30 protein-coding genes and 3 pseudogenes are annotated in these 24817 nt (G+C 62.1%); 16 read left to right on the top strand and 17 right to left on the bottom strand.

Features of this window, described 5'->3' with window-relative positions; all coding sequences use genetic code 11:
* Positions 1-58: 58 nt before the first annotated feature.
* The 5 genes from ALC15_RS19250 to ALC15_RS47610 are packed head-to-tail and all read right to left on the bottom strand — an operon-like array spanning position 59 to position 3967.
* Positions 59-1651 carry an ATP-binding protein gene (locus tag ALC15_RS19250; RefSeq protein ID WP_050628608.1) on the bottom strand — a complete coding sequence of 531 codons (1593 nt, stop codon included), beginning with the start codon at positions 1649-1651 and terminating at the stop codon, positions 59-61.
* The gene (locus ALC15_RS19245) at positions 1648-2346 is read right to left on the bottom strand and encodes a response regulator transcription factor (RefSeq protein WP_050628607.1); all 699 of its coding nucleotides are present in this window, start codon (positions 2344-2346) and stop codon (positions 1648-1650) included. The genes ALC15_RS19250 and ALC15_RS19245 overlap by 4 nt, the downstream gene beginning before the upstream one ends.
* A 24-nt stretch (positions 2347-2370) precedes the next feature.
* Positions 2371-2688 (bottom strand): DUF4153 domain-containing protein, encoded by a 318-nt coding sequence (locus ALC15_RS47620; RefSeq protein WP_347336299.1) that lies wholly within the window; start codon positions 2686-2688, stop codon positions 2371-2373.
* A gap of 20 nt (positions 2689-2708) precedes the next feature.
* Positions 2709-3401, bottom strand: coding sequence for a DUF4153 domain-containing protein (locus ALC15_RS47615; RefSeq protein ID WP_347336298.1), 693 nt, complete (start codon positions 3399-3401; stop codon positions 2709-2711).
* On the bottom strand, positions 3314-3967 hold the full coding sequence (locus ALC15_RS47610; protein WP_347336297.1) for a hypothetical protein: 654 nt from the start codon (positions 3965-3967) through the stop codon (positions 3314-3316). Before ALC15_RS47610 ends, ALC15_RS47615 begins: the two co-directional genes overlap by 88 nt.
* Before the next feature lie 112 nt (positions 3968-4079).
* Between ALC15_RS47610 and ALC15_RS19235 the strand changes: the two genes are divergently transcribed.
* Complete coding sequence (locus ALC15_RS19235) at positions 4080-5384, top strand: glycoside hydrolase family 3 N-terminal domain-containing protein (protein WP_050628606.1); 1305 nt, start codon at positions 4080-4082, stop codon at positions 5382-5384.
* Between the two features lie 10 nt (positions 5385-5394).
* Here ALC15_RS19235 and ALC15_RS19230 read toward each other — a convergent pair whose 3' ends face one another.
* The 3 genes and pseudogenes from ALC15_RS19230 to ALC15_RS19220 all read right to left on the bottom strand — a co-directional run bounded on the left by ALC15_RS19230 (position 5395) and on the right by ALC15_RS19220 (position 7781).
* Positions 5395-6549, bottom strand: a complete 1155-nt coding sequence (locus tag ALC15_RS19230; RefSeq protein WP_050628605.1) for an OpgC domain-containing protein — start codon at positions 6547-6549, stop codon at positions 5395-5397.
* 165 nt (positions 6550-6714) lie between these two features.
* Positions 6715-6990 (bottom strand): hypothetical protein, encoded by a 276-nt coding sequence (locus ALC15_RS19225; RefSeq protein ID WP_050628604.1) that lies wholly within the window; start codon positions 6988-6990, stop codon positions 6715-6717.
* A 156-nt stretch (positions 6991-7146) separates the two neighbouring features.
* Positions 7147-7781: pseudogene (locus ALC15_RS19220) on the bottom strand (S24 family peptidase).
* Positions 7782-7908: 127 nt separating this feature from the next.
* Between ALC15_RS19220 and ALC15_RS19215 the strand changes: the two are divergent.
* The 4 genes and pseudogenes from ALC15_RS19215 (at position 7909) to ALC15_RS19200 (ending at position 11498) form a co-directional block, all read left to right on the top strand.
* On the top strand, positions 7909-8463 hold the full coding sequence (locus tag ALC15_RS19215) for a GcrA family cell cycle regulator (protein ID WP_050628603.1): 555 nt from the start codon (positions 7909-7911) through the stop codon (positions 8461-8463).
* A 91-nt stretch (positions 8464-8554) separates the two neighbouring features.
* Positions 8555-9130 carry a DUF6456 domain-containing protein gene (locus ALC15_RS19210; protein WP_050628602.1) on the top strand — a complete coding sequence of 192 codons (576 nt, stop codon included), beginning with the start codon at positions 8555-8557 and terminating at the stop codon, positions 9128-9130.
* A 378-nt stretch (positions 9131-9508) separates the two neighbouring features.
* Positions 9509-9931 (top strand): GFA family protein, encoded by a 423-nt coding sequence (locus ALC15_RS19205; protein ID WP_050628601.1) that lies wholly within the window; start codon positions 9509-9511, stop codon positions 9929-9931.
* Positions 9932-10236: 305 nt separating this feature from the next.
* Positions 10237-11498, top strand: a pseudogene (locus tag ALC15_RS19200) (CaiB/BaiF CoA transferase family protein).
* Between the two features lie 146 nt (positions 11499-11644).
* Here ALC15_RS19200 and ALC15_RS45475 read toward each other — a convergent pair.
* Positions 11645-11803: a hypothetical protein gene (locus ALC15_RS45475; protein WP_244486155.1), complete on the bottom strand. Its 159-nt coding sequence runs from the start codon at positions 11801-11803 to the stop codon at positions 11645-11647.
* A gap of 52 nt (positions 11804-11855) precedes the next feature.
* Here ALC15_RS45475 and ALC15_RS42000 point away from each other — a divergent pair, with 52 nt between their 5' ends.
* Positions 11856-12038 carry a hypothetical protein gene (locus ALC15_RS42000; RefSeq protein ID WP_094193964.1) on the top strand — a complete coding sequence of 61 codons (183 nt, stop codon included), beginning with the start codon at positions 11856-11858 and terminating at the stop codon, positions 12036-12038.
* A gap of 31 nt (positions 12039-12069) precedes the next feature.
* On the opposite strand, the gene ALC15_RS19190 is transcribed toward ALC15_RS42000, so the two are convergent.
* From ALC15_RS19190 to ALC15_RS19175, 4 genes are all read right to left on the bottom strand, one after another.
* Complete coding sequence (locus ALC15_RS19190) at positions 12070-12381, bottom strand: cupin domain-containing protein (protein ID WP_244486154.1); 312 nt, start codon at positions 12379-12381, stop codon at positions 12070-12072.
* Positions 12378-13133, bottom strand: coding sequence for a YqcI/YcgG family protein (locus ALC15_RS19185; RefSeq protein WP_050628600.1), 756 nt, complete (start codon positions 13131-13133; stop codon positions 12378-12380). Before ALC15_RS19185 ends, ALC15_RS19190 begins: the two co-directional genes overlap by 4 nt.
* Positions 13134-13158: 25 nt before the next feature.
* Positions 13159-14373, bottom strand: a complete 1215-nt coding sequence (locus ALC15_RS19180; protein WP_244486153.1) for an MFS transporter — start codon at positions 14371-14373, stop codon at positions 13159-13161.
* 77 nt (positions 14374-14450) lie between these two features.
* A complete protein-coding gene (locus ALC15_RS19175) occupies positions 14451-15164 on the bottom strand; it encodes a hypothetical protein (protein ID WP_050628679.1) in 714 nt (237 codons plus the stop codon).
* Between the two features lie 63 nt (positions 15165-15227).
* Between ALC15_RS19175 and ALC15_RS19170 the strand changes: the two genes are divergently transcribed.
* The 3 genes from ALC15_RS19170 to ALC15_RS19160 all read left to right on the top strand — a co-directional run bounded on the left by ALC15_RS19170 (position 15228) and on the right by ALC15_RS19160 (position 17887).
* The gene (locus ALC15_RS19170) at positions 15228-16247 is read left to right on the top strand and encodes a GlxA family transcriptional regulator (protein WP_050628598.1); all 1020 of its coding nucleotides are present in this window, start codon (positions 15228-15230) and stop codon (positions 16245-16247) included.
* 165 nt (positions 16248-16412) lie between these two features.
* Positions 16413-17546 (top strand): alpha-hydroxy acid oxidase, encoded by a 1134-nt coding sequence (locus ALC15_RS19165; protein WP_050628597.1) that lies wholly within the window; start codon positions 16413-16415, stop codon positions 17544-17546.
* Positions 17547-17683: 137 nt separating this feature from the next.
* On the top strand, positions 17684-17887 hold the full coding sequence (locus ALC15_RS19160; protein WP_050628596.1) for a hypothetical protein: 204 nt from the start codon (positions 17684-17686) through the stop codon (positions 17885-17887).
* A gap of 13 nt (positions 17888-17900) precedes the next feature.
* Here ALC15_RS19160 and ALC15_RS43360 read toward each other — a convergent pair whose 3' ends face one another.
* Complete coding sequence (locus ALC15_RS43360; RefSeq protein WP_018272817.1) at positions 17901-18086, bottom strand: hypothetical protein; 186 nt, start codon at positions 18084-18086, stop codon at positions 17901-17903.
* 241 nt (positions 18087-18327) lie between these two features.
* Between ALC15_RS43360 and ALC15_RS19155 the strand changes: the two genes are divergently transcribed.
* Positions 18328-18681, top strand: coding sequence for a phasin (locus ALC15_RS19155; protein ID WP_050628678.1), 354 nt, complete (start codon positions 18328-18330; stop codon positions 18679-18681).
* A gap of 24 nt (positions 18682-18705) precedes the next feature.
* On the opposite strand, the gene ALC15_RS19150 is transcribed toward ALC15_RS19155, so the two are convergent.
* Positions 18706-18966: a hypothetical protein gene (locus tag ALC15_RS19150; protein WP_050628595.1), complete on the bottom strand. Its 261-nt coding sequence runs from the start codon at positions 18964-18966 to the stop codon at positions 18706-18708.
* A gap of 200 nt (positions 18967-19166) precedes the next feature.
* Here ALC15_RS19150 and ALC15_RS19145 point away from each other — a divergent pair, with 200 nt between their 5' ends.
* A complete protein-coding gene (locus tag ALC15_RS19145) occupies positions 19167-19469 on the top strand; it encodes a hypothetical protein (protein WP_050628594.1) in 303 nt (100 codons plus the stop codon).
* 23 nt (positions 19470-19492) lie between these two features.
* Here ALC15_RS19145 and ALC15_RS19140 read toward each other — a convergent pair whose 3' ends face one another.
* A complete protein-coding gene (locus ALC15_RS19140) occupies positions 19493-19678 on the bottom strand; it encodes a hypothetical protein (RefSeq protein WP_050628593.1) in 186 nt (61 codons plus the stop codon).
* Positions 19679-20818: 1140 nt separating this feature from the next.
* Here ALC15_RS19140 and ALC15_RS44180 point away from each other — a divergent pair.
* The 5 genes and pseudogenes from ALC15_RS44180 to ALC15_RS19125 all read left to right on the top strand — a co-directional run bounded on the left by ALC15_RS44180 (position 20819) and on the right by ALC15_RS19125 (position 23983).
* On the top strand, positions 20819-20980 hold the full coding sequence (locus ALC15_RS44180) for a hypothetical protein (protein ID WP_157860917.1): 162 nt from the start codon (positions 20819-20821) through the stop codon (positions 20978-20980).
* Positions 20981-21041: 61 nt separating this feature from the next.
* Positions 21042-21149, top strand: a pseudogene (locus ALC15_RS46320) (GNAT family N-acetyltransferase); the annotation flags it as partial.
* 359 nt (positions 21150-21508) lie between these two features.
* Positions 21509-22735: an acyl-CoA dehydrogenase family protein gene (locus ALC15_RS19135; protein WP_050628592.1), complete on the top strand. Its 1227-nt coding sequence runs from the start codon at positions 21509-21511 to the stop codon at positions 22733-22735.
* Positions 22736-22745: 10 nt separating this feature from the next.
* The gene (locus ALC15_RS19130; protein WP_050628677.1) at positions 22746-23300 is read left to right on the top strand and encodes a flavin reductase family protein; all 555 of its coding nucleotides are present in this window, start codon (positions 22746-22748) and stop codon (positions 23298-23300) included.
* Positions 23297-23983 carry a TetR/AcrR family transcriptional regulator gene (locus ALC15_RS19125; protein WP_050628591.1) on the top strand — a complete coding sequence of 229 codons (687 nt, stop codon included), beginning with the start codon at positions 23297-23299 and terminating at the stop codon, positions 23981-23983. Before ALC15_RS19130 ends, ALC15_RS19125 begins: the two co-directional genes overlap by 4 nt.
* 6 nt (positions 23984-23989) lie before the next feature.
* On the opposite strand, the gene ALC15_RS19120 is transcribed toward ALC15_RS19125, so the two are convergent.
* Positions 23990-24808 (bottom strand): polysaccharide deacetylase family protein, encoded by an 819-nt coding sequence (locus tag ALC15_RS19120; RefSeq protein ID WP_244486152.1) that lies wholly within the window; start codon positions 24806-24808, stop codon positions 23990-23992.
* Positions 24809-24817: the final 9 nt, after the last annotated feature.

Raw genomic sequence — 24817 nt, 5'->3', positions numbered from 1 at the left:
TATCCATTTTGTCCATCGCGCGGGAAATTGCCCGGTGCGGTCACTGGCCTGCCACCGGTCAGACTGCTGGGAATTCCAGCTCGAAGGCGACGCTCCGACTGGACGGCCGCAGGCGGATCGAGCCACCGTGACTCACCATCACGGCTTGCGCGATCGCGAGCCCCATGCCGGTGCCGCCCGCATCACGGCGGGTGGTGAAGAACGCATCGAAGATCCTGTCGCGATTCGGCTCGGAGATCGGGTCGCCGTCATTGCCGACGGTGACCCGGATGCTGGGCGTCTCGCCGACCGCCTCAATGGCCAGCGATTTTGCGTTGTGACGGATCGCGTTGTCGGCCAGATGGGCCAACACGATCATGGCCTTTTCGGCCGACATGCCGATCGAACGTTCAAGGCAACCGTGGGCGCTGATGGCAAGGGCCGGAAATTGTTTCCTCAGGCTCTCGATGATGTTTGATAGTCGGGTCTGCTCGTTCTCCGGCACGCCCTGGGCGCGGGCCAACTCGCGGAGCCGGTGGCTCATGGCCTCCAGGCGCTCGGCATCGCCGAGGATGTTCGATACGAAATTCGTCTGCTCGGTCCGCGTGAGTGTCGCCGTTTTGCTTTGCAGCGAGTCCAGAAGCAACTCGGCAGCGCCCTTGATCGAGGTCAGCGGCGACTTCAACTCATGCGTCAGGTGCGCGGAGAAGGTGGCGATGTAGTCGGAGCGGCGCGACAATTGCTGCGCCATGCCGAAGAAGCTGTCGGAGAGTTGCGCGAGCTCACGGGTGCCGTAATGGTCCAGCGGCTTGAATGCATCGCGGTCGCCGCGGCCGATCCGCACGGCGCGGTCGACCAGTTCACGCATCGGCCGCGTGACGGTGCGTGAGAATACCAGGCCGATGGCGATCGTGGCCAGGACGACAACGATCGCGGCCAGCAAAAACTTGCCGCGCTCCCGATAGAGATGCTCGAAGATGTTGCTCGGCGTCCGCGACGCATAGATCACGCCGGCAACCCGGTTATTGACGATAACGGGCATTGCCGAGAAGACGTGAACGCCGACGCCGCGGCTGATCGAATAGATCGGCGGCGGAGGCTTGTCGGGGATGCGGATGCGCAACGCGGCGCTGTACTGGCCGCGCAGCGCCGCCGCCACCTCTTCAATATGAGCCAGGGATTGTCCGACCTCCTGGCGTCCCGCGATGACGACGCCCTGCGGGTCGAGAATCCGGAAGCCTGCCAGCGTCACCTTTTGGGTTTCCAGCACGAGGGGCATGAGCCGCGCGCCGATAGCAATATGGGCCGGATCTGCCGGCTTGGGTGCGGGCAGTGCGTCGGGCCGTCGCCGCAGAAGATCGTTGCCGGCAAGATCGAGCTCGGGCCGGATCGGTGTCACCTGATCGCCCGGATCCGGAAGCGCCTCGGGTGGAACCGCGGCGCCGAGAGGGATGTCATTGGCAAGCTGCGCCTGCACGTCCTGCGCATAGATCACGGCCAGTACGCGGCTCTGTGCGATCAGTTCGGCCTGGGTTTGGCGAATGAGCTGGTTGTCATAGAGCCGGAAGAAGAACAGCCCGAGCAAGGGGAGCACGGCGACCAGGGCGAGCACGGCAAAGATGACGAAGCTGAGCGACGGGCGCCACTTCTGTCGGGCACGGAACGACGTCATGCGGGAGGCTCGCACCTGCCGAGCTTGAACCCGACGCCATGCACGGTCTCGATGACATTGTCGCATTTCACCGCGGCGAGCTTGGCTCTGATGTTGCGGATATGGCTATCGATGGTGCGGTCGGAGACCTGGATATTGAGTTGATAGGCAGCGCTCATGATCTGCTCACGGTTGAATACCGCGGTGGGCCGCGTCAGGAAGGCCCGCAGGATGCCAAACTCGATCGCGGTCAGATGTAGCGGCGTGCCTGCGAACGTTGCGACGTGCTGCTCGGGGTCGACCGAGAGCTGCCCCTTGAAGAGCGCGCTCGATTCCGGCGGGCCCGGCCGCGGTGCCAGCCGTCGCAGAATCACATTGACCCGCGCGATGAGTTCGCGTGGGCTGAACGGCTTGGTCACATAGTCGTCGCCGCCGATCTCGAGCCCGAGGACGCGATCAATCTCATCGTCGCGGGCGGACAGGAACAAGATCGGCACGTCGGATGATTTGCGGACCTCCCGGCAGACATCGAGGCCGTCAAATTCCGGCATGCCGATGTCGAGCACGATCAGGTCCGGTTGCTCGGCGGAAAACCGGGTCAGGGCCTCCTTCCCGTCGCGTGCCTCGATCACGTTCATACCCGCCTTCTTGAGGGCGACGCGGATGACCTCCCGGATATGGAGGTCATCGTCGACGACAAGAATGCGGTTGGTCACGGTCCACTCCGGATACGAGGCGATCTAGCTTGCGGCGGAGTCCTGCTGGCGATCCAGCATGCGCTGAAGCCGCCAGTTGCGGAAGCCCCAGCTGCGCCAGGAGGTCATACGCTCGCGCTGCTCTTTTACAAGGCAATTGCGGCGGTAAACAAGGTTGGGATCGTAAGCGTGGAGCGCGAGCCCCCGATCGATGGCCGGGAGAGCCTGCGGTCCGAGCCGGACCAGATAGTCGATATCCAGGTTGACCCCGCTGCCCAAGGCTTCCCGGCTATGGCTGATGTTGTAGTCGCCAATGATGGCGGCAAAGTTGATCAAGGAGCAAGCGTAGAGGACGACCGTCAATGCGAGCAGGTTGGTACGGATCAGCCAATCGTTCGAGCGCTGCAGGACGATACGCCCAGGATCAGGACCAGGCCGAGCACGACAAGCAGCATCCAGACGAAAGCCGCGATACGCCAATAGGTGAGCAGGTAAGTCTGAACGTAAAGGTCAAGCCGGAGCATCGACGAGATCACCAGCAGGACATTCTGTCCGATCCAGAAATAAACGAGTGCGCGCATCACGCGCGACCGCTCGGCGGCGCCACCCGGCCGCATGGTCACCAGGACGAAGCCCGCAGCGAGCAGCGCGGTGACGATCAGCGGATACGCGCCGCGATGTGCGTAGGACGCGTAGGTCACGTCGGAGGGCAGGGTCCCGTTGCCCCAGAGATAGATCAGGTCGAGGACGGTCTGGATCGAAAACAGCAGGTTGAACAGGATCAGCGAGCGCAGAATCGTACCAGCACTGAGCAAGCTCATGATATCGGCTGTGCGCGGCGGATCGTTTGCGGCAAACCGGCGCGCGTCGTCCGCAAGCTCGGCACTGCTCCGCCATTTGACCTGGACGAAAGGCCACACCATTGCCAGCGCCGCGATCCAGAACAGCGTACGGCCCATGCTGAGATAGGAGGAAGGGTCACTCGGATTCAGCTGGCCGATCCATTCGCCAGCAATGGGTTGGCTGCCACGAACAGCAGGATAAAGAGGCTTCCGAGCACCAATGGCACGCACCATAGGGTGAAGCCTCTGGTGAATGCAGGCCAATTGAATGCGCAGATCACATCCCGGAACAATCTGAAGGGACCGACCAGATAGAGATCGAGCAGGGAGGAAGCTCCCGCGGCTAGACCGTCGAGATGATGATTGGTCGTCAGCATCAGTCCGGCGCCGAGCGCGAGGACAATAATGACCAGTGAAGCCGCGTTGAGCTCCTCGATCGCAGGCAGCAGCCCGGCGAGCAGCAATCGACGATGGCCGAGATTGCCAAGGTTGACGAACAACGACGCGCAAGCGAGCGCGACTGCAAAAATGACGACGGAAAGTCCGAGACGCTGGTCGTAGAACAACCAATCGGCCAATGCCGCGAGAGCGAGCGTGGCCGCGATTTTGACCGGGAGAAGCTTGTTGTCGACTGATCGGGTTTCGATCTCCGGTGGCGCAAGGCTTGTCATGATGACCTCAGGATCGCTGGGATGTGTCGGCCGCAGCGCCTCGAGCCGCTTGCTTGGGTGCGGGATCGAAGTGCCGCTCGGACGAACCTTGAGGCGTACATGTGCAAATGCCGGGAACATGATCTGCAAGAGTTCAGGATTCTTATGCAGATTGCGTGCAGACGCGACTTTACGGCTCGCGCCAGTGAATCCCGTCTGATACGGACGAAGCCGATCGGCCTCTCCAGTCGCGCGTGGTCCAATGCAAGTCAACAAATGTATCGGCACACTCCTGCTCTGGATCGCGGGCCTGGTCTTCGTCCTCGCGGGCATCAACCACAACGATCCGTATTTGGTCCCGCTGCGCGGGCCGGGTAACCTTCTCCTCGTGGTTGCAAGCATCATCATCGTATTCATGCTGATCCGCCGCGCCGCCTGGCGCAGGCGGAGTTGGGCGACGAGGCTTTTGGTCGTCCTGTGGTGCCTGCCGCCGCCTGCGATGCTGGCCGCGCATGGTGTGTTCGAGGTGCGGAGGCATCTTGTTCTCCAGACTGAGCCGGTGCTTGCGCGGTCACTCGGTCAGCATTTTATCGTCGGCTATCGGTCGTTCGACGAGGTCGCGCCGCTCGTGGAGAAGGGGTTCATTGCCGGCATCTATGTCACCCGGCGCAATGTCGCCGGCAGGACGGCTGATGACTTGAAGGCGGAAATCGCCAAACTGCAGGGCAAGCGGCGAGCTGCGGGGCTGCCGCCACTAATAGTCGCGACGGATCAGGAAGGTGGCATCGTCTCGCATCTCGCCCCGCCGCTGACGAGGCTGCCCGCGCTTGCCACATTGGCGGAGCTGGCGCCGGACGAGCGAAGAACGCGAGCCGAGGAGTTCGGGCGGGTTCATGGACGTGAGTTGGCGTCGCTTGGCATCAACCTCAATTTTGCTCCGGTGCTCGACCTTCGGCCGGAAGCCAAGCGCAATCGGCTCGATTTCAACACGCTGACCAATCAGCGTGCGATCTCCGCCGATCCGGCCACGGTGAGCGCGATCGCAGGCGCCTACATCCATGGCCTCGAGACTGCGGGCGTCAGCGCCACGGTGAAGCACTTTCCCGGACTGGGCCGGGTGCGCGCTGACACCCATCATTTCAATGCCGATCTCGATACGCCGGTCGGTGAACTGGAGGCGACCGACTGGCGTCCGTTCCGTGATGTGCTGTCGACGAGCGGCGCGCGACTGATGGTCGGACATGTGGCGGTGAGTGCGCTCGACCCCGGACGGCCGGCGTCGCATTCCAAGGCGGTCGTCGACGGGCTGATCCGGAAGACCTGGAACTATCAGGGCATCGTCATGACGGATGATCTGGTGATGGGCGCGATCTATCAGCACGACGTCTGCACGGCGGTCGTGGAGGCCTTGAATGCGGGCGTCGACCTGTTGCTGGTCGCCTATGACGGCTTGCAGTTCTACCGCATGTTCGCCTGCGCGACCGGTGCAGCGGCAGCAGGCGGGCTCGATACCGCAATGTTGCACGACAGCGAGACGCGGCTAAGGCATGCACAGCTCATCGATTAGACCGTCGGGTTCAGGAATGAACGCCGACGGCCGATTTGCTGTCCTGTTGCTTCGACCACGAGACGTAGTAGGCAACGGCCGTCATCGCCGCGATGCCGGCGAGGCTGACCGCGACCTGCCTTGCCAGCGAGTACGGGCCGGTAATCAGAATGAGGTGCGCAGCGAAGGAGAGGAACACGCCCGCGCAGAACACGGCCAGCCACTCCTCGCCGCATTTGATGATCGGCTGCAAGGCGTATGAGCGCAGGTGCTCCCAGTCGCGCGGCACCAACCAGGTGAACAGGAATGTCAGGGTCAGGAAGTGCAGGATACGGTGAGGGGCGACATCCTCGCGGTCGTTCTGCAGCAGAACGTCGCTCAATCCGCTTGGCATCATCTGGGCGAGTGCCGGGATTTCGCTGCTGGAAACAATCGTCAACGCGAACAGCAGATAGAGCAGCGCTGTCGCGCGCAGCGCGGAACTGGCCTGCATCGCGCGGATCGCAGGGGCATAGCGCGTGCCGATGAGCGCGAGCCAACCGCCCATGACGAACGGCAATTGCCAGCAGAACGGATTGAGATACCAGGCCCCATACGGATAGGATGTCAGGTTCCAGTCGAGTACGCGGGCGGCCGCGTAAAGTGTGACGGATGCGAGAAGTGTCGCGTTCGGGACGTACAGCAGTCCGAAGACGACGATCGGCTGGAATGCCATCAGTGCGATGATGAGTTGCAACACGTCGAGATTGAGCGGTTTGGCCTGCAGGAACAAGCCGTAGATCAGCGTCCGGACCGGGTGGTCGATAAAGCCGGTGATGTTGAATTCGCTGATGATCTCGGGCGCCGCGGTGCGCGCGGCGACATAGCTGATCAACTCGACATAGATCACGAACAGAACGATATAGGCGGCATAGAGCTGCCATACCCGCTTGAAGATGCGGGTTGCCGCCACCAGGAATCCGCGCTCCAGCGTCATCCTTGCGTAGAAGAGCGTCACCGCGTAGCCGCCGACGAACACAAAAAGGTCGGTCGCGCCGCTAAAGCCGAAATTGCGCATGGTTAGCGCGCTGACGAAGTTATGCGGAATATGGTCGAGGAAGAGGAACCAGTTTGCGACGCCAAGCAGCAGCGCGATCCGGAGATCGCCATCGGCTCTCGCGATCTCGGCGTTTGTTGTCGAAGTCATTTGAAGCTGAAAGCTGCCGGCCCGAGAAAACGATTCGCTAATCTAATGGGAACCCACGCCTGGTCCGAATAGACTCTGCGTGAACCCTATCTAGTCCGTTTCGGGGTCCGGCCAAGTGGCCGGCGCAAGAAAGATCACGTTTTCGCAATCACCACGTGAGTGCCGTCACACCGGTTCGTGCTTCCGCCGGTCGCAGATGTGATCCAGCGTATTGGCTTGCAGCTCCGCGCCGGTGAGGGGGATCTCGGGTAGGGCGGCCTCGGAGAGGATGTCGTCCGTGACATCCTCAACCGAGCATCCGGCGATCTCGTGAATAAAGCTCACGTTCGTATATTCCCCCGACGCGATCCGCGAGACGACCTCGCGCCGCGTCAGTTCGGGGTCGACGATCGCCTCGCGGCCGCGGCGGCCATAGTCGATCATCACAACGAAATACTGCATGCCTGGTGGTTCGGTGCGTTGACTGACATCGACCATTATTTCCGATAATCGGAATTATGTCAAGAGAAATTGCCGATAATCGGAATTCGAGCTCGACGGCCCAGACCGATTCGGTGCAGTGGCGCCGAATCGGTCTGGCCGGCTCCAGAAGGAGCGTTACTTCTCGGACGATCGGCCGCCCTTGGGTGCGGATTTCCGTCCCTTCGCCGCCGTCTTGCCGCGCAGCCGCTCGATCTGGCCACGGGGCAGGGTGACGCAGATCTCGCCGATCCATTCGAGCTTGACGCCGTTGATCGGCTTGGCATTGAAGCTCTTGAGATTGACGGTGCCAGAAGAGCTGCCGCGTTCAATCGTCTTCAGGTAGCGCTCGCCGCTCTTCAGCCGGACCGCAGCTTCCTCTCCGTAGAAGCTCGACAGCGGATAGCGCTGCTCGCGATAGACCACGATCACATCGCCGTTCTCGTATTTCGGCAGCATCGAATCGCCCGAAACCTCGAAAGCAACGGTCTCCTCCGTCATCGGGAAAGGAAGCTCGATCTCCCCGAGACCTTCCGGCGGCACCTGCTCCAGCTCCGGCTGGATAGAAGCGCCGGCGCCGACCCGGCCCACGATCGGCACCGAGTTCAGCTCCAGATACTCCATGATCGGGGCGATCTCCGATGCTTGATCAGTCGTATTCCCGACAGGATTTCGGACACCGCGCCGGCCCGAACCCCCATCGCGCGGGCCAGCCCGCCTTTGCTCTTACCTGTCTTTTCCAGTGCTCGTTCAATCAGCGCCGCGTCCAGCATGTTTCATCCTCTCCAAACCCGGATACATTACTACCGTTACGATTATCAGAATTCAAGCTTGACTTTTTGTTCGGAATATCGGAAGTTATGCAAGGCGCCGGCAGAATGACAGAAATGGGAATTTGGAATGGAAATGATGAACTGGCTGCCGGAGCATTCGGCTGCCCTGCAGGACCTGCGCGCCCGCGGCTTGTCCTATTCGGAAATAGCTGACACGATCAACGCAACCTTCAATACGGCCTATACCCGCAACGCGGCGCTGAGCCGGGCGCAGCGCATGGGACTGGCGGGCCTCGATCGGCCCGAGCCGACCTTGCCGGGTCACCTCGATCCACCGAAACCATCCTTGCCTGAACTCCGCGGGTGGCCGTGTGACCGGCGGGCCGAGCCGAAGCTCGATCTGCTTCGCTGTCCAAGGATTTTCACCGAAATGGTGGAGATGCCCCGGCTTCGCTGCGCGGCGGTCGCGCCACGGCACCTCTCGTTGCTTGATCTCCAACCCGGAGACTGCCGTTATCCCTATGGCGGGGATGCCGAGGACGAAGCCATGACCTTCTGTGGTCATCCGCGCCGACCGGGCTCGAGCTACTGCACCCCGCATTTCCACTTGAGCCGCGATCCCGACACCTCGGTGAGACCTGTACTGAACGACGCCTGGCTTCAAGCCATCGGGGCCAGCTGAGGCTGTCATCCGACCGACGCATGTCGATCCCACTACCGCAACCGCGCGGGAGATGCCGCGCGCTCTCACGACTCATTTTTGGAGCTTGCCAATGCCGCGCACAAAGGGCCGGAAACCGTACGATCCCGCTGGAACGCATGATCGTCGCTCCCAGGATCTGCCCTTCAATGCCGAGGTGACGACCGTCGCGGTCGACGATCCCCTGGCACTCGAGCCGGGCGATAAGATCATCGCGTTTCGCTCGATCCGCAACGATCCGCTCGGCCGGTTGCATGCACACCGGCAGATCGACGACACGCAATATCGGAGCGGTCGGGCTTTCCAGAATGACTGGGAGAAGGCCGAGCGTGGCCCGCGCGCGGTAGACACGACGCGGGAGTATGTTGATGGCGGTCAGCAACGTGAGCCGATCACGGAGGGGCAGCGCCAGGCGACGCTGCGCTTGAATCGTGCGGAACACGAGCTCGGCGCCGACGGTTCGGCGCTGGTGCACGACGTCCTGATCCTCGGCATGACCATGGAGCAGGTTGGGCAGCGGCGTGGATTGCGCACGCAGCGCTGGCAGGACTATTTCGCGCGGCGCCTCAAGGAATGCCTGGATCGGCTGGCGCTGATGTACGGGCTCGCAACACCGGACCGGGGTCCGGCGAAGGACCGTCAACGCTGATCCAGGGTGACGTGCTCACGTGCCGGTTGCCGTGCAGGCAACCGGTACGACAACGATTCATCACATTGCGGCATTGTGCTTTGCCTCACAGTGAGCGCCATCCTTGGGTGATGGGTGATGGGTGATGTGCGCGGCCGTGCCGGGTGGAAGATGGTCGACAGCGGCGCGGACTTTCATGTAACTTCGCTCGCGTCGACGACCTGCCTGCATGCGAGCGCAATGTGATTGCCTCTTGTGTGGGGAATGGTCTGGTACGTCCACCAGGGAGTTCGCCGCGGCTACGTCCGCCTACGTCTTATCCTGCATCGCGAACATCACGAGTAACGTGGGTCGATGCCGGCGCGAAGTCCGACCACTTCACCCAAGGAGAACCGACCGATGAATCATACTGGAAACTGCTTCTGCGGCGCCGTCGAGCTCAAGGTCACGGGGGAGCCCGAGGCGATGGGCTACTGCCACTGCCGTTCATGCCGTTCCTGGTCCGGCGGCCCGGTGAATGCGTTCAGTCTCTGGAAGCCTGAGGCGGTCGAGGTCACCAAGGGCGCCGACCACATCGCGACATTCGAGAAGACCGCAATGAGCCAGCGCAAATATTGCAACAAGTGCGGCGGTCACCTGATGACCAACCACCCGACGCTTGGGCTCGTCGACGTCTTTACCGCGACGATCCCGACGCTGAAGTTCAACCCTGGCGTTCACGTCAACTATTCCGAGGCGGTGCTGCCGATACGCGACGGCCTGCCGAAGTTGAAGGACTTCCCGGCCGAGTTCGGCGGCTCCGGCGAGATAATTGCCGAATAGCGCCGCGGTTCGCGGTGACGAAAGCGGGTGGCGACCGAATGTTGCTACCCGCAGATATCTATTCCCCTGCTTGCCGGACGCGGCTCTCGCTTCAGCATCCAGCCGATTTCCGCGACGTTCAAGTCGCCCGACCGCGCGTAGGCACTGCGGGCCGTCTTTTGCCGACGACAGCCATGTCAGGCGAAGGTCCCGCCCTGCAAAATCCGGGTTTGGTTTTGGTCACGAGCTTCCGCTAAAAGGCGTGCAGTACCGGTCCTGGTAGGGCCGTCGTATTTCGCCTGACAAAATAACATGGGAAGCGCCGGATCATGACCAGACCAGAATTGCCAGGGCGCGCGCGCGCGGGGAGGGAGTTCCGACGGCGCTTGACGGCCTGCTGGTTGTCGACTTCACCCGCGTCGTTGCCGGCCCGGCCTGTACGCAAACGCTGGCCGACTTCGGGGCCGAGGTCATCAAGATCGAGAATCCGGACGGCGGGGACGACACGCGCGCCTACGAGCACGCCGAAATCGGCGGAGAGAGTGCCGCGTATCTCAGCCTCAACCGCAACAAGCGTGGCATTGCGCTCGATTTCAACAATCCGGCTGCGCTCGACGTCGCGCGCGCGCTGATCGCCAAGGCCGACGTCGTGGTGGAGAACTTCTCCGGCGGCGTAATGAAGAAATTTGGCCTCGACTATGCATCGGTCGCGGAGACCAATCCGCGGCTGATCTATTGCTCGATCTCGGCCTACGGCCGCAAAGGCGATTTCGCGCTGCGCCCGGGCTTCGACCCGATCACGCAGGCCGAAAGCGGCTTCATGTCGCTCAACGGCTTTCCGGATGGAGAACCGGTGCGCACCGGACCACCGATCGTGGACATGGCAACCGGCATGTCGGCCTGCAACGCCATCCTGCTGGCCTTGATCGCGCGGGATCGGCTTGGCCGCGGCCAGCAGGTCGAGGTCGCGTTGATCGACACTGCGGTATCGATGACCGGCTTCTATGGAATGGCCTATCTCATCAATGGCAACAACCCCGGCCGTTTCGGCAACTCGCCGAACGGCTCGCCGACTGTCGGCGTCTACCGGGCGTCCGATGGCCCGCTCTATATGGCCTGTGCCAACGACCGGCTCTATCGCCGGCTTGTCACCGACGTGCTCGAACGCCCGGATCTCGTCACCGACCCCGAATTTGCCCACCGCAAGGCGCGGTCCGCCAACAAGGAGAAGCTGCGCGGCATCATTGCCAGCGTGTTTGCAAGCGACACGCTCGAGCACTGGATGGCGAAGATGAAGAAGGCCAACATTCCGGTGGGATATTTGCGTACGGTCGAGGAGGGCTTCAACGCGCCTGAAGTGCGCGATCGGCATCGCCTCAGCAAGATCGCGCATCCAACCGCCGGCTCGGTTCCGAACATCGAATCGCCGGTCGGCATGAGCTTGACGCCGACGGTCGATCCCGTCGCGGCGCCGCTGCTCGGTCAGCACACCGGGGAAGTGCTGAGCAAGACGCTTGGGTATGACGACCGGCGCATCGCCGCGTTGGCCGAGGCAGGCGCGTTCGGCAAGGCAGGCAACACCGGCTAGCCAGTCAGCCTGCGCCAAAGATCAGATCCACGTAATGGCAACCTGACCCGCAGGCGAGAGCAAAGCCTCTCGCCTCGTGCGATGTCGTTTACGGCGTCGATGCGGGCCGGAGGCCCCGTGAAGCGGAACCGGCCCGTGCCGGAACCTCAGTTCGGCTTGCTGCGCAAGTTGTTCCTTGGCATAGTTTCAACCTCCTCGGGCTCCGCCCGATCGATCTCGAGGCGTGCCATCCGGAGTATCAAGGTTGCCGTGGTCAGGCCGAGGCGTTCGGCCTCTTGAGCTGCGGTGTCGACCTTCTGGGCCAAGCCTTCACGCTTACCTGGGTATGCCATTCGTAATCCTCACTTAAGGTGCGAGATGAAAAATCCCACATATGTTGCAGAGCTGCAGAACAAGCTCGGAGCTCCATCGAGCGAAACACTGGAAAGCCTGCGACTGTTGAAGGCTCTCCGTCGACTTGCGCCCGGCCAGCGTTCCGAGATCATCGAGCTGGTCGAACGTTTGGCGGTTGAACCGCCGCGCGATCCTTCACTATCCTGAGGTGTTCGCGTTTTCCCTGTGTGTCAGTTGCTCATCGGTCTGGCTGGCGGCTGCGTCGCAATGACGTAGATCGCACCGCCCTCGAGCGCTTCGGATTGATGTCGGGTGCCGGCAGGCAGAAAGATGGTGTCGCCGGCACCGAGACCCGCTCGCCGCCGTCCCAGATGAAGTTCAGCCGGCCGCTGACGATCATCAGGATTTCATCGACCGGATGGGTATGGAAGTGATGCACCTTGCCTGCCGCATCGTGCTGCAGCTCGACGGAGCCCTGGGCCGGAAGCAGGTTCAGGATCTCCCGATCGATGGCAAATTCAGTCTTCGTGCTGGCGATGATCTGGGTCATGCTGCCTGTTCCTTGTTCGCGATCGGAGGTGTCTTGTTCTGTGCGAGCTTGGCAAACGGGCAGCCTCCGCTCGCATTGTTGTCGTCGTGCAGGAAGTACTGCAGGTATTCGCGGCCATCGGTCGCGCCGTAGCGGCCAAGAAGCGGGGAGGGGCTCGCACTGTCGTATGGGATCAGGCGCTTGCGCACCTCGGAAAATGCAGCATTTGCCGCCTTTTCCGTTCCGAGGATCTTCTCGAATACCCAGCGCGGCTGGAACGTGAGCATGAACGCGCTGGATCGACGGCTCTGGCGCATCACATGCGCGGGCGTCGTGCATACGACGAAGATCGGCTCGCCCGCAAACGAGAACTCCCACATCGGGTGGTCGATCTGTTCCGGAATATCTGATGGCCACGGATTCTTGTCCAGGCGTGCGAGCTGATCGAGCGTCAGCCACATCTTGCGATAATAGGCGTCGAGCGTCTGCACGGGGCGGGGCCTCGTGAACACGATCAATGAGGTGTTGGGGCCGAACGAGCGTGCCTCCGAAACATATTGTGCAAGCTGTTCGCCGAGCACCGCAACGTCATACGGATCGAGGAAGAGGTAGCGGAGCTGATCCTGGCGATGCCCGGTCACTCCGAACACGCAAGGAAACGGCCTTGCCTCGCTGCTCATCTGCGCCTCAAACTCGGAGAACATCACGCTCTGCCAGCTGCTGACCGGAAAGTTCGACGCAACGTCGCCTCTTTTCAAGAACAAGCGCTCCATAACACCCCCTACACTCATAACGACACTAACGAGCTATCAACTTGCTTCTCATCATCAGCGGCCCGGCAACGCCGGGCAGCGACATCAGAAGCAGAATGACGATCAAGGCGCTGTAACCGCCGTCACCGATCGCGGCTGCGTTGTGCACGGCGTCGGTGCCGGAGACGCTGCTGGCGGTAAGCATCGCAAAGCCGATGATCGGCTGCGAGACGCCGGCGAAGAGTCCCGCGGCGGTGGTGTTCACGGAAGCGCCCACGCCGATCAAGTCGGAGGTGTAGAGCTTCTTGACGCATTTCAGCACCAGCGGGACGGTGCCGCCGGCGACGAGGCCCAGGATCGTGAACACGACGGTGACGTAAGCGAGACCGAATGTCTGGGCGACCGGCGGTAGCAGCATCGCGATCAGCAGCATGCGCAATGCGCAAATGCCGATCAGTGCGCGGTCGAGCGCCGCGGCGGCACGATCGGCGGCGTGACCGAGGAAGATCGAGCCGAACGCATTGCCTATCATGAAGGCGAGCAGCGGCGTGCCGGCAGCCGTCGGCGAGATGTGGAAGAGGTGGGCGACCATCGGAATGCCCCAGACGCCCGACAGCGTCGTCACGACCGCGAAGTGCGAGGCAAACGTCATTGCGCAACCCCAGTTCGCGACATGGGCCAGCGATTGTCGCGCGGCGATCACGACGCCCTTCAGCGTCTTGTTGCTGTGCGGCGCCGGATCAGGCTTGAGCGTGACCTTGGCGAAGGCCAGGTTGGCGAGGCCGATGCAGGCGATGAACAGGAAGCAGGCCCGCCAGCCGAACCCCGAGACGGCGGCTGCCAGCGGTGTCGTCGCGATCACGCCGCCGACATAGCCGGAGACCTGTGAAATGCCTGACATCATGCCGAAACGCTCGTCGGCAAAGCTTTGCGCGACGAGCTTCAGCAGTGCGGTAAAGACAAGCGCATCGCCGCAGGCGACGATCAGGCGCGCAGCAAACACGTCGAGCAGATTCGGCGCCAGCGCGAACGCCGCGCTGCCGAGTGACGAGGCGATCATGCTGACGAGGACGACGCGCTTGACGCCGTAACGATCGACCAGAAGGCCGGCCGGAATCTGCATCAAGGTGTAGCCCCAGAAGTAACTCGAGGCCAACATCGCCACACCGGCCGCGTCGGTGTTGAAGTCGTGCATGAAGCTGAGGCTGACCGATTGCGGCGCCACGCGCTGCAGGAAGGCGATGGCATAGGCGATAGTCACAGCCGTCCAGGCCAGGTAGGCGCGATCGGTTAAGCGCGACGTCGGGGCGAAAACGGCTTGTTGTCCGAGCATCGACATCACACCCTCGCGTAACCCACCGAGAAAAGGGCATCCGCTGAATTTGGAATCTTTCGCGACATCGCGGCATCGACCAGCGACGCGGTGCCATGATAGGCCTGCCGATGGTGCTTAATGTGGCCGTAAGCGCCACGCATGATCATGTCGGGCAGTTCGAGCGGCTTGCCCGGATAGAGCGAAGTGCACATCTCGACACAGGCCGCCTGCAGTGCCGGGTCCTGCGCACCATCGAGCAATGATGGAGACACTTTTTCGCAAATCTTAGCGTTCGCTGCCCACACGATCGGATTGCGCGTCCGCCACCCGTAGAGCACGTTGCCGTCGGCTCGCTCGGCGGCGCCCGAACATTTCAGGACTTCTGCCGTGAAGAAGCCGTACAAGCCGCGGCCCTGATGCGCCGGCAGTACTTCCGTGCCGCTGCGATAGATTCCAAGCCCGGCCGACATTTGCAGGATGCGGTAGACCGAGAAGGCCACGAGGCCGGAGCCGTCATAGACGAGGATCAGGCTGTACTTCTTATCGAAGGGTGACGAGGCCGAGGTCCAGTGCGGCTCGGTGGCCTGCCAGTTGACGGCAATGATGCCGTTCATGGCGTCCATCAGCGGCTGACGGTCGCAGGCTTCGATCCGGGAGGCGTCGGGTAGACTGTAGATCGCGTAATCCGCCCACGGCGATTTGATCGCCTCGTATCCGCCGCCCAGATGTCGCGACATGGCAGAACTCCAGAATTCCATCGCGAGCTATACAGGGCGGGCTCGAATGGCTTAAAGGACAATATGCCCTCGAAAGCTGCCAAACCGCCCCGGCCTGAGCCGCGCGACAGGAAAGCGCCGCGACGGATCGCGATCGTCGCCTTTCCGGGCGTGATCTTGCTCGACATTTCGGGGCCGGCTCAGGTGTTCGCTGAGCTGGAGGCGATCGAACTGCCCGGGCCGGACTATTCGCTTTCCTATCTGTCGACGTCTGGCGGCTTGGTGCCGACCGATGTCGGCATGATGATCGACACGGCGCCGATCACCAGTGTTGCGCCCACAGAGGTCGACACGCTGGTGATTCCGGGTGGGCCCGGCATCTGGAAGATCCGCAACGACGCCGAGTTGATGGACTGGATTGCGAAGGCGCTGCCGAAGGCGCGCCGCATCGCATCGGTCTGCCTCGGCGCATTTGCGCTGGCTTGGACCGGGATCCTGGATGGCAAGCGTGCTGCAACGCACTGGCGCTATTGTCCTCGTCTGCAGGACAGCTTTCCCAATATCCGCGTCGAGCCCAATGCGATTTTCGTCAAGGATGGACATGTCTGGTCATCGGCGGGCGTCAGCGCCGGCATCGACCTGGCGCTCGCGATGATCGAGGAGGATTTCGGCCACACCATCGCGCTCGATGTCGCGCGCAGGCTCGTGGTGTTCCTGAAGCGGCCGGGTGGGCAGAGCCAGTTCTCGACCGTTCTTGCGGCCCAAGCGTCGGACGTCGAGGGACGTTTCAGCGCGCTGCATGCCTGGATCATCGAGAACATCACTGAAGACCTCAAGGTCGAGACCCTCGCGGAAAAGGCCGGGATGACGCCGCGCACCTTTGCCCGGACCTATGTCAGCCGCACCGGCATGACACCTGCAAGCGGTGTCGAGGCGCTGCGGGTGGAGACTGCGCGCCTGCTGCTCGAAAGCCGCCAGATCGGCGGCGTCGTCGAGGTCGCCAAACGAGCGGGGTTTGGTGATGATGAGCGAATGCGGCGGGCCTTCCTGCGCCACCTCGGCGTGTCGCCGACCGAATACCGAAACCGGTTTTCGGGCAGCTAGCTGGCAGCGAGGCAAGGTCAATCTGGAGCGGTAGCGGCGCGTCGAAGGCCGATCTATCTCATGGGCGAATAGCTGGCCTTCGCTGGCCGGATTCGTGGGTCATGGTGGTAGCTTTTCCGGTTTGTCTGCGGCTAATGTGCCGGCCAAATCGGGAGAAGAAACACCATGAATGACGGGACCCCCATTCGGCAGGCGCGCAATGTCGAGCTCGGCGCCAGCGGCGAGGAATTTCAGAACCTGCACGAATTCGCGCGAAGCGCCCGCGCCAAGCTGAACCAGAATGCCTGGGATTACATCGTCGGCGCTTCGGAGACCGAGACCACGATGCGCCGCAACAGAATGGCGCTCGACGAGATCGCGTTCCGGCCGCGCGTGCTGCGCAACGTCATCAATGTCGATCCCTCGACGGAGGTGTTCGGCCGCAAGCTCCGGCTTCCCGTGATGATCGCCCCGGTCGGCGCGCTCGAAATCTTCGATCCCGACGCGGGCGCGGCCGTTGCGCGCGGCGCCGGTTCGTTCGGCGCGGCCCATATGCTGAGCTCGGTGTCCGAACCCGGGCTGGAGAAAACCGCCAAGGCGGCGCCTGAGGCCTTGCGCATATTCCAGCTCTACGTGCGCGGCGACGATGCTTTCGTCGAGGATGTGGTGAGCCGCACCATCGACAACGGTTACGCCGCGTTCTGCCTCACCGTGGACACCGCCCACTACAGCCGGCGCGAGCGCGACATTGCCAAGCGCTACGTCCGGGAAAGCCGCATCCGCGCCACCGGCGGCGACTTCCAGAAGGGTCTGGAATGGCGGACGGTGAAATTGATCAAGGACAAGTTCAAGATTCCGCTGATCCTCAAGGGTATCGCCACCGCGGAAGACGCAAGGATCGCGCTCGATCACGGGGTCGACTGGATCTATGTCTCAAATCATGGCGGCCGGCAGCTCGACCACGGCCGCGGCTCCATGCATGTCCTGCCCGAGATCGTCGAGGCCGTCGCCGGCCGTGCCAAGATCATGGTCGACGGCTCGATCTGCCGCGGCACCGACATCGTCAAGGCCATCGTCTCGGGGGCAGACCTTGTCGGGATCGGCCGTCTGCAGTGCTGGGCGCTCGCCGCGGCCGGCGAGGCCGGCATCGTTCGGATGCTTGAACTGCTGGAGGACGAGGTGATCCGCTGCCTCGGTCTGCTCGGCGCTACCAGCTTTGCCGAACTGGACAAGTCTTATCTGCATCCGGCGATGCCGACCAACCTGCCGAGCGTGTTCAGCGCATTCCCGCTGCTCGATATCGAGCCCTATCGCTACTGAGCGGCTGCGAAAGACATATGGCGCGATCAGGGCACGCTGGGCACCCCGATCGCGCCAACTCATAATCAACCGTGATATCCATGAAGCCGCCGCGGCAGAGACAAAGTCTGATCCAAATGCGGCACTAGTCGAGGCGAATGGCAGATAATCCATTCGCCGAATTTTCACTCGAGCGCGCCATCGGCCTGCGCTGGACCCTTCGGGACATCCAGGCGCGCAGGCTCAAATTGTCACCGGTCAGCGACGAGGACCTGCGTGTCCTCACCGGGCTTGGCCTCGTCGAACTGCATGACGGCGAGCCCGAGCTGACGGAAGCGGGGGCTGCGGTGCTGAACGACTGAATGGGCCGGCGGCCTAGCGCGCGTTCAGGAAGCTTTCGCCGGAATTGCAGGGCGTGCACTGATAGGTCAGCACGTCGTAGACCTGATCGCGCGGCTCGATCAAGGCAAGCCGCATCTGCGTGCCGCACTTCATGCACGGCATCTCTATACTGGTCTTGAAGCGGGTGCAGGTCGGTGTCGGACGAACGGCGCGCAGCATCGGATCCCCATATTCCCCAAGAGACGCGAGACGAGACGCGAACGCGATCAACGGTAAGGCCGAATCACTATGCCACAGTGCTGACATGATTGGAATCCCGCGATGGCGCAGTCCCGTCGCTGCTAGGTAATTTTTCCTCGGTGGCCGGAGCGAACGGGGCCTCTTATCGTTGGCGATACGGCGCTGACGCCGTCACAATCTATGCTAACGTCGGCCGACGCTAATTTCAGGGGGCGTGATCATGATTGAACCGAAGCTTGAAGTTCCCGCCGAGTTGCGCGATCTCGCGGAAAAGACCATCGACCAGGCCGAGCAGGCCTTCGGCCTGTTCTTTGATGCGGCGAGCAAGTCGATGACGGCGATGCCGGGGACGGGGACCGAAATTTCCAAACAGGCTCTTTCCTTCACCGAGCAGAACATGAAGGCGGCGTTCGAGCATGCGCGCAAGCTCGTGCACGCGACCGATCTGCAGGAGGCGATGCGGATCCAGTCGGAATTCCTGCGCAGCCAGTTCACCAATGCCGGCGAACATATGCGGCAGATCAGCGGAAGCGTGATGTCCGCAACCAAGGACGCCGCGAAGGGCAAGTTCTAGGACGGTCGTCGCGGGCATCGACGCCTAGCGCCGGCGCGCCACGGCAACGCCGAGCAGAAACGCGACGAACAGACTTGCGAGCGGCGCTTCACGTGTGACCGCACTCACCGTGGCCAAGGTGCCGCCAGGCCGGCGCGAGCTTGCGATCGCCTCGCTGAGGCGATCGGCCGCCGCGCGAAGTCCGTCCGAGACCTCCGTGATGGTGCGCGAAACATCCGTCGCGGTGTCGATCGCTCGCTCACCGAGCGTGGGCTGAAGCGGGGACTCGGGTGTTTCGGAGTTCATGTGCCGTGCCGCGATTTCACTGAAAGCCAGGTGCCACTCTTGACTATCCGGGCGTGCTTTGAACGACCGGTAGCGGCCGCGTATCGGGGAAATTCGGTGGCTATGGATTGGTTCCACCAACATGTCTGGCTTTCACATCGCGGAACCGGAAACTTACGCGCCGGTCGCGGCTTGTTTCCGTGGAGGAGACGGTGATGACAATGCAGGCGCATGGCATATCGGATGGTCGTTCGGTCAAGCATAGAAATCGGCATGGTGGCGCGCCGCTGCTGGTTGCGGCGGTGGTTGCGATCCTCGGCGTGTTGGGCATGCTGGTCGTCGACCACGGTCCGTGGAGCAAGCCGAAGGTGCAGCCCGCCGCTTCCGCCAATTACTCGACGACTGGCGAGGCCGCACGTGCGGCCGGCGCAAATGTGATGCCGACCGAGCCCAAGGCGCCGATTGAGCCTGCTCCGCCCGGCCCAAAGCCTGCTCAACCGGCAAACCCGATCCCGCCGCAATAGGTGCGGGCGTTCGCGCGGGATGATCAGCGCACGCTGACGAGCATGCCCCACGCCGCGGCGAACCCGGCACCGACGAGAACCAGCACCGGGCTGTCGCAGAAGATGCCGCCATACTGGCACATGGTGGTACCGATCGAACCAATCTGATGATGGCCCGCGGCATAGAACAGGCCGGACAGGACCGCGAGCACGGCAGCAACGAAATACATCGGCGCTTCCTCCTTGCAATCTAACGGCGGCGCGGGTCGGTTGGACTGACACGCGCCAAAAACTGTCCTGATGTCGATCCAAACATTGTGAGCCGGCTGTCCGCTTGACGCGTCGGGCAACTCAGCGGCACACTGACATCATCGCAACAAACATAGGGCGACCGACGCCAGCTCGTGTTGCGATTCCGGCATCATGCGCGGACTTTCGGTGAAGGAGGTTTCTCACCGTCGAAGCTGACGCATCATATTTTACCGATCGCGTTCAGCTCGTAAAAACGGGTTGACTCGTCGGGCAACTCACCGGCATAATCGGAAAATCAGAAATTGTTGAGCCCGCGCGGAGCAATCCGCGGCGGGCTTTTTGTTTGCCGTTTCACCCATCGGACGGCGGCCGCAACGTCACGACGCCACATCCTCCCAGCCGTCGTCTGAGCGTCGCAAGCGAGCCGCGTCCGAACCCATTGAAACGAGCACGAAATTGGCCGGTGCGCGCGAACGCGCCGGTCCTGCGGCGCGGCGAAAGTCGGCGCCGCCCGCGGCCCCATTCGTCAGGGGATAAGGCTCGCGCCCCAAAGATCGCCGCCCACTGCGCGATCTGCCGCACATTCCTTTCTATGGCTACATGTACCGCGATGATGGTCGCTGTGATCAAGCAGCTGGCGCGACGCAATTTACCGATCGCATTCAGCTTGCAAAAACGGTTGACACGTCGGGCAACTCACCGGCATAATCGGAAAATCAGAAATTGTTGAGCCCGCGCGGAGCAATCCGCGGTGGGCTTTTTTCTTTGCCGTTTCACTAATCGGACGGCGGCCGCCACGTCACGACGCCACATCCTCCCAGCCCGTCGCCTGAGCGTCGTCAGCGCGCCGCCGTCCGAACCACCAGAACGCTTACAAATTGGCCGGCGCGCGCGAACGCGTCGGCCCGGCGACGCGGCGAAAGCCGGCGTCGCCCGCGGCCCCACTCATCAGGGATAAGGTTCGCGCCCCAAAGATCGCCGCCCGCCGCGCGGTCTGCCGCACATTCATTCCATCGCCGCATTGCGCGCTGTCGGCCTATCAACGAGGTATGTATGACCGCCTATCTGATATCGCTTGCGCTCGTGAGTTTGATCGCCGTTGCTTTGCTGGAGGCGGCATGAGTGCCGAGATCATCCAGTTCATCCCGCGACCGCGCCTGGATCGCGAAAGGACGGACTTTCCCACGATCGCATTTCGCTCGGCGTTGCCGGATCTAGAACCAGATCACGCGGACACGGCTCCGAGTGAATATCTCCCGTCCGATTGGCAGGAGAAGTGAGGTGGCGAAGACGATTACACAGATCCGTTCGCTTGCGAGGAGTCATACGAGAAGCGCGATCAACGTTTTCTCGGCGAACAACTTCATTCGCCAGGGGTACAGGCTGTTCGAGCCCGTTTCGCCCTGGGCATGGCAGCACACGCTCTATTGGCGAAAGGAGCTCGTCTAACGCCGGAGTGGGGATTGGGCTGCTGTCATCCGCTCGGCGACGTTGGAAGCCCGGTGGCCGAATGGCCGCCGGGCTTCTTCGCGTATCCGGTTCGCAGATTGCACCTTCGGCAAGCTGCGATGGGCAACTGGAGCGTCGACGGCACATTGAAGCTAGGCGAGGCAATGTTGGAGTGGCTTGCCGTATGCGGACGAAGTACCGCCGCATGCGTTCCCTCAACGGGCGGCGGCGGTAGTTGTCGATTCTGTGCCTCGAATGGACGGGCCGCAGGTCGCACGCCTTGATCTCTGGTGATCGCTCGATAAACTGAGCCGACCCCGATCGCCCGAGTGTCTGGAGCTCGAACAGAGGAAGAGACCATGGTTGAGGTTGGCCGTAGACTCGACGCAGGGGTGCCGCCAGGGGCAGACCGGGATCGTTACGCGCTGATGGTCGCGAGAGCGAAAGGGCTTGTGCCGGCCTTGCGAGAACGAGCGGCACGGACCGAAGAGTTGCGCCGGTTGCCACCTGAGACCGAGCGGGATCTGCACGATAGTGGGCTGTTTCGAATCCTGCAGCCCAAACGTGTTGGCGGAAGCGAACTCGACTACGTCGCGCTCGTCGACTGCGCTGATGCCCTGGGGCAGGGCGACGCCTCGGTTTCGTGGAACTTTGCCAATCTTGCCAGCCACCACTGGATGCTGGGCATGTTCGCGCCGGAAGCGCAGAGCACAGTGTGGGGGGGCGATCCAGACACGCTGATTGCGTCTTCCTTTGTCTTCCCGGCAGGTCGTGCCAGGAAGACAAGTGGCGGATATGTGCTGAGTGGTCATTGGCCGTTCTCGTCCGGGGTAGAAGCATGCGGGTGGAACATGCTCGCGAGCGTGGTTGCTTCGGATGATGAAGCCGATGGTGTCGAATACCGGCTATTCCTGTTGAACAAACTAGACTACAGCATCGACGACACCTGGAATGCGGCTGGTTTGCGTGGAACCGGGTCGAACGATGTGCGGGTAGCTGACGCATTCGTTCCCGAGCATATGACGATTGCCGTCAGCGATCTGGCCGGTGGCGCAACGCCAGGCAGCGTTGTCAATCCGGGCGCGCTCTACATGCTACCGGTGTTCTCGTTGTTCCCCTATGTATTGTCTGGAGTCGGTCTGGGAAACGCGCAGGCTTGCCTCGACGATTATGTCGAGAGCGCGCGGCACCGCGCCTCGACCTATAATCGGGCCAAGATCGGGGACCTGCAGAGCACGCAGATCAAGATCGCGGAGGCGTCCGCGAAGATCGATGCCGCGCGGCTGATCATGCGCACGAACTGTGTTGAGGTGTTTGCCGACATTCAGTGTGGCAATATCCCAAGCATTGCCGCGAAGACGAAGCTCCGACGCGATGGTGCGTTCGCGGTCAATCTTTGCACCGAAGCAGTCTCTCTCCTGTTTGCAGCGAGCGGCGCGCGCAGTCTGTTCACATCGGGCGCGTTGCAGCGCCAATTCCGCGATGCTCATGCCGCGAACTCGCATCTCGCCTTCAATTTCGACGCGGCGGGCACCAATTACGGGCGGGTAGCGCTTGGGCTGCCGTCTGAAAACCTGACGCTTTGAGGTGAGCTGGATGTCCGACTCACCCAAACAACCACCGGATCCCGCCAATGAGCTCGCGAGCGACAGTTCGACGATCGATCCTCGTGACTTCCGCAATGCGCTCGGTACCTTTGCGACTGGTGTAACGATCGTCACCGCGTTGTCGGCCGAAGGGCGGCCGTATGGAATTACCTGCAATTCTTTCGCATCGGTATCGCTCAATCCGCCGCTGGTGCTGTGGAGCCTGGGGATGTTTTCGCAGGGGCTGCCGATCTTCCAGAATGCCAGCCATTTCGCGGTCAATGTTCTTGACGCCTCGCAGCAGACGCTGGCGATGCAATTTGCCAGGTCGTCGGGTGACAAGTTCGCAGGCGTGAACTGGACGCCAGGCCTTGGGAACGCCCCCGTACTTGCCGGCGTGGTCGCAAATTTCCAGTGCCGTGCCGCCAACCGCTACTACGGCGGCGATCATGTCATCTTCCTGGGGGCGGTGGAGGCCTACGCCTATGGCCGGAACGATCCGCTGTTGTTCGCGCGCGGAGGTTTTGGCCGCTTCTTGGCTGACGATGGTAAAGAACCATCATGAATCGAAAGACGCCCCTCAAGCGAGTTCGTACCAAGCAAAAGCGACTGTCAGCTGACGACCGTCGCAGTGAATTCGTCACCAAGGCGACCGAGTTGTTTGCGGAGGAGGGATTCGGGGGCGGCACGCGTGCGCTCGCCCGCAAGCTCGGTGTAACCCAGCCGTTGCTTTACCGCTATTTTCCCAGCAAGGACGATCTCATCAAGGAGGTCTACCGCAAGGTCTATCTCGAACCCCTTGAGATCGGCTGGGAGAGATTGCTGTCGGATCGGTCGCGTCCGCTCCGCGCGCGGCTGCAGGAATTTTACGAGGTCTATACGGACGCGATCTTCAATCGAAGATGGCTGAGGATCTATCTTTATTCAGGCCTGAAGGGTCTCGATATCAATCGCTGGTATGTTGGCATGGTCAAGGACAAGATCCTGACCCGCATTCTCAGGGAGTGCCGCCACGACGCCGGACTCGCGACGCAGAGCCGGCCCAGCGCTGCCGAACTGGAACTGGCCTGGGTGTTTCACGGCGGTATCTTCTACTACGGCGTACGCAAATACATCTACGAAGCGCCTGTCCTCGAAGACAAAGCGCAGATGATCAGTGACGCGCTGGACATTTTCCTCGCAGGGTTCGAGCGGATGGCGGAGAGCGCGACCGATCGTCGGAGGGCGCCGATCAAGGTCGTCGGCTGAGCCGAATTAGTTCGCCGCCATCTGATCCCGATACCAGTCGCCGATCTCGCTCGCCGTCATGAGCGCTACGCCGTCATGGCCGATGACGTAATCAAGCAGGGCCTCCAGGTACTTGATTCGATGTGGCACACCCGTGATGTAGGGATGCACCGAGATCGCCATGATCCGGGCATTCTCTGCGCCTTCGAGGTACAGGCGATCGAATTGATCGGTGCAGCGCGTCAGGAACTGCTCCGACGGTAGGTGTTGCAGCGCGTGGATGACGATGTCGTTGGTCTCGACGGAGTAAGGGATCGTCGTCACGGTTCCGTGCGGCGTGGCGATGTCCTGCGGAAGATCATCGATCACCCAATCGGCCACGTATTCGATCCCGTTGAGACGCAAGAGGTCGAGCGTTTCTTCGGTTTCGGTCAGGCCCGGGCTCTCCCATGATCGTGGCGGCTTGCCGGTGAAGCCGGCAATGGTGTCGACCGCGCGCTTGATTGCATCCGCCTGGTTTTCCACCTTGTGCATCGGTCCCTGGACGAATCCGTGTCCCATAAATTCGAAGCCAGCCTCGAGCGCCGCGGATGCGACGCGCGGATAGCTGTTGCAGACGTTGGCATTCGCAGCCAGCGTCACCGGTATCTTTCGGTCCGTGAGGGCCTTGAATTGCCGCCAGAAGCCGGCACGCATGCCGTACTCATGCCAAGACCAGTTCGGCACGTCCGGCAGCAGTGGCTGCCCCATCGGCGGGCTCAGCACGGTACGCGGCATCGGATTCCCAATGCGCCATTCCTCGATATTGAGGATGACCCAGACAGCAAGCTTCTTGCCATCCGGCAATGCCAGTTT

This window comes from Bradyrhizobium viridifuturi, assembly GCF_001238275.1.
GTDB classification, from domain to species: Bacteria; Pseudomonadota; Alphaproteobacteria; order Rhizobiales; family Xanthobacteraceae; genus Bradyrhizobium; species Bradyrhizobium viridifuturi.
The sequence above is the reverse complement of the archived record's forward strand: the minus strand, read 5'-3'. Positions and strand labels throughout refer to the sequence as shown.

What these genes read in the sequence shown, in the direction of transcription:
- ALC15_RS19185 (WP_050628600.1), bottom strand. Translation starts at nt 13,133, where the DNA reads ATGGAGCGCTTGTTCTTGAAAAGAGGCGACGTTGCGTCGAACTTTCCG.
- ALC15_RS42000 (WP_094193964.1), top strand. Translation starts at nt 11,856, where the DNA reads ATGAAAAATCCCACATATGTTGCAGAGCTGCAGAACAAGCTCGGAGCT.
- ALC15_RS19130 (WP_050628677.1), top strand. Translation starts at nt 22,746, where the DNA reads ATGTCCGACTCACCCAAACAACCACCGGATCCCGCCAATGAGCTCGCG.
- ALC15_RS19145 (WP_050628594.1), top strand. Translation starts at nt 19,167, where the DNA reads ATGCAGGCGCATGGCATATCGGATGGTCGTTCGGTCAAGCATAGAAAT.
- ALC15_RS19230 (WP_050628605.1), bottom strand. Translation starts at nt 6,549, where the DNA reads ATGACTTCGACAACAAACGCCGAGATCGCGAGAGCCGATGGCGATCTC.
- ALC15_RS19170 (WP_050628598.1), top strand. Translation starts at nt 15,228, where the DNA reads ATGCCCTCGAAAGCTGCCAAACCGCCCCGGCCTGAGCCGCGCGACAGG.
- ALC15_RS19215 (WP_050628603.1), top strand. Translation starts at nt 7,909, where the DNA reads ATGGAAATGATGAACTGGCTGCCGGAGCATTCGGCTGCCCTGCAGGAC.
- ALC15_RS19205 (WP_050628601.1), top strand. Translation starts at nt 9,509, where the DNA reads ATGAATCATACTGGAAACTGCTTCTGCGGCGCCGTCGAGCTCAAGGTC.
- ALC15_RS19175 (WP_050628679.1), bottom strand. Translation starts at nt 15,164, where the DNA reads ATGTCGCGACATCTGGGCGGCGGATACGAGGCGATCAAATCGCCGTGG.
- ALC15_RS19135 (WP_050628592.1), top strand. Translation starts at nt 21,509, where the DNA reads ATGGTTGAGGTTGGCCGTAGACTCGACGCAGGGGTGCCGCCAGGGGCA.
- ALC15_RS19210 (WP_050628602.1), top strand. Translation starts at nt 8,555, where the DNA reads ATGCCGCGCACAAAGGGCCGGAAACCGTACGATCCCGCTGGAACGCAT.
- ALC15_RS19125 (WP_050628591.1), top strand. Translation starts at nt 23,297, where the DNA reads ATGAATCGAAAGACGCCCCTCAAGCGAGTTCGTACCAAGCAAAAGCGA.
- ALC15_RS19160 (WP_050628596.1), top strand. Translation starts at nt 17,684, where the DNA reads ATGGCAGATAATCCATTCGCCGAATTTTCACTCGAGCGCGCCATCGGC.
- ALC15_RS47615 (WP_347336298.1), bottom strand. Translation starts at nt 3,401, where the DNA reads ATGGTGCGTGCCATTGGTGCTCGGAAGCCTCTTTATCCTGCTGTTCGT.
- ALC15_RS43360 (WP_018272817.1), bottom strand. Translation starts at nt 18,086, where the DNA reads ATGCTGCGCGCCGTTCGTCCGACACCGACCTGCACCCGCTTCAAGACC.
- ALC15_RS19165 (WP_050628597.1), top strand. Translation starts at nt 16,413, where the DNA reads ATGAATGACGGGACCCCCATTCGGCAGGCGCGCAATGTCGAGCTCGGC.
- ALC15_RS19140 (WP_050628593.1), bottom strand. Translation starts at nt 19,678, where the DNA reads ATGTATTTCGTTGCTGCCGTGCTCGCGGTCCTGTCCGGCCTGTTCTAT.
- ALC15_RS44180 (WP_157860917.1), top strand. Translation starts at nt 20,819, where the DNA reads ATGAGTGCCGAGATCATCCAGTTCATCCCGCGACCGCGCCTGGATCGC.
- ALC15_RS19250 (WP_050628608.1), bottom strand. Translation starts at nt 1,651, where the DNA reads ATGACGTCGTTCCGTGCCCGACAGAAGTGGCGCCCGTCGCTCAGCTTC.
- ALC15_RS19150 (WP_050628595.1), bottom strand. Translation starts at nt 18,966, where the DNA reads ATGAACTCCGAAACACCCGAGTCCCCGCTTCAGCCCACGCTCGGTGAG.
- ALC15_RS19155 (WP_050628678.1), top strand. Translation starts at nt 18,328, where the DNA reads ATGATTGAACCGAAGCTTGAAGTTCCCGCCGAGTTGCGCGATCTCGCG.
- ALC15_RS19190 (WP_244486154.1), bottom strand. Translation starts at nt 12,381, where the DNA reads ATGACCCAGATCATCGCCAGCACGAAGACTGAATTTGCCATCGATCGG.
- ALC15_RS19225 (WP_050628604.1), bottom strand. Translation starts at nt 6,990, where the DNA reads ATGCAGTATTTCGTTGTGATGATCGACTATGGCCGCCGCGGCCGCGAG.
- ALC15_RS19235 (WP_050628606.1), top strand. Translation starts at nt 4,080, where the DNA reads ATGCAAGTCAACAAATGTATCGGCACACTCCTGCTCTGGATCGCGGGC.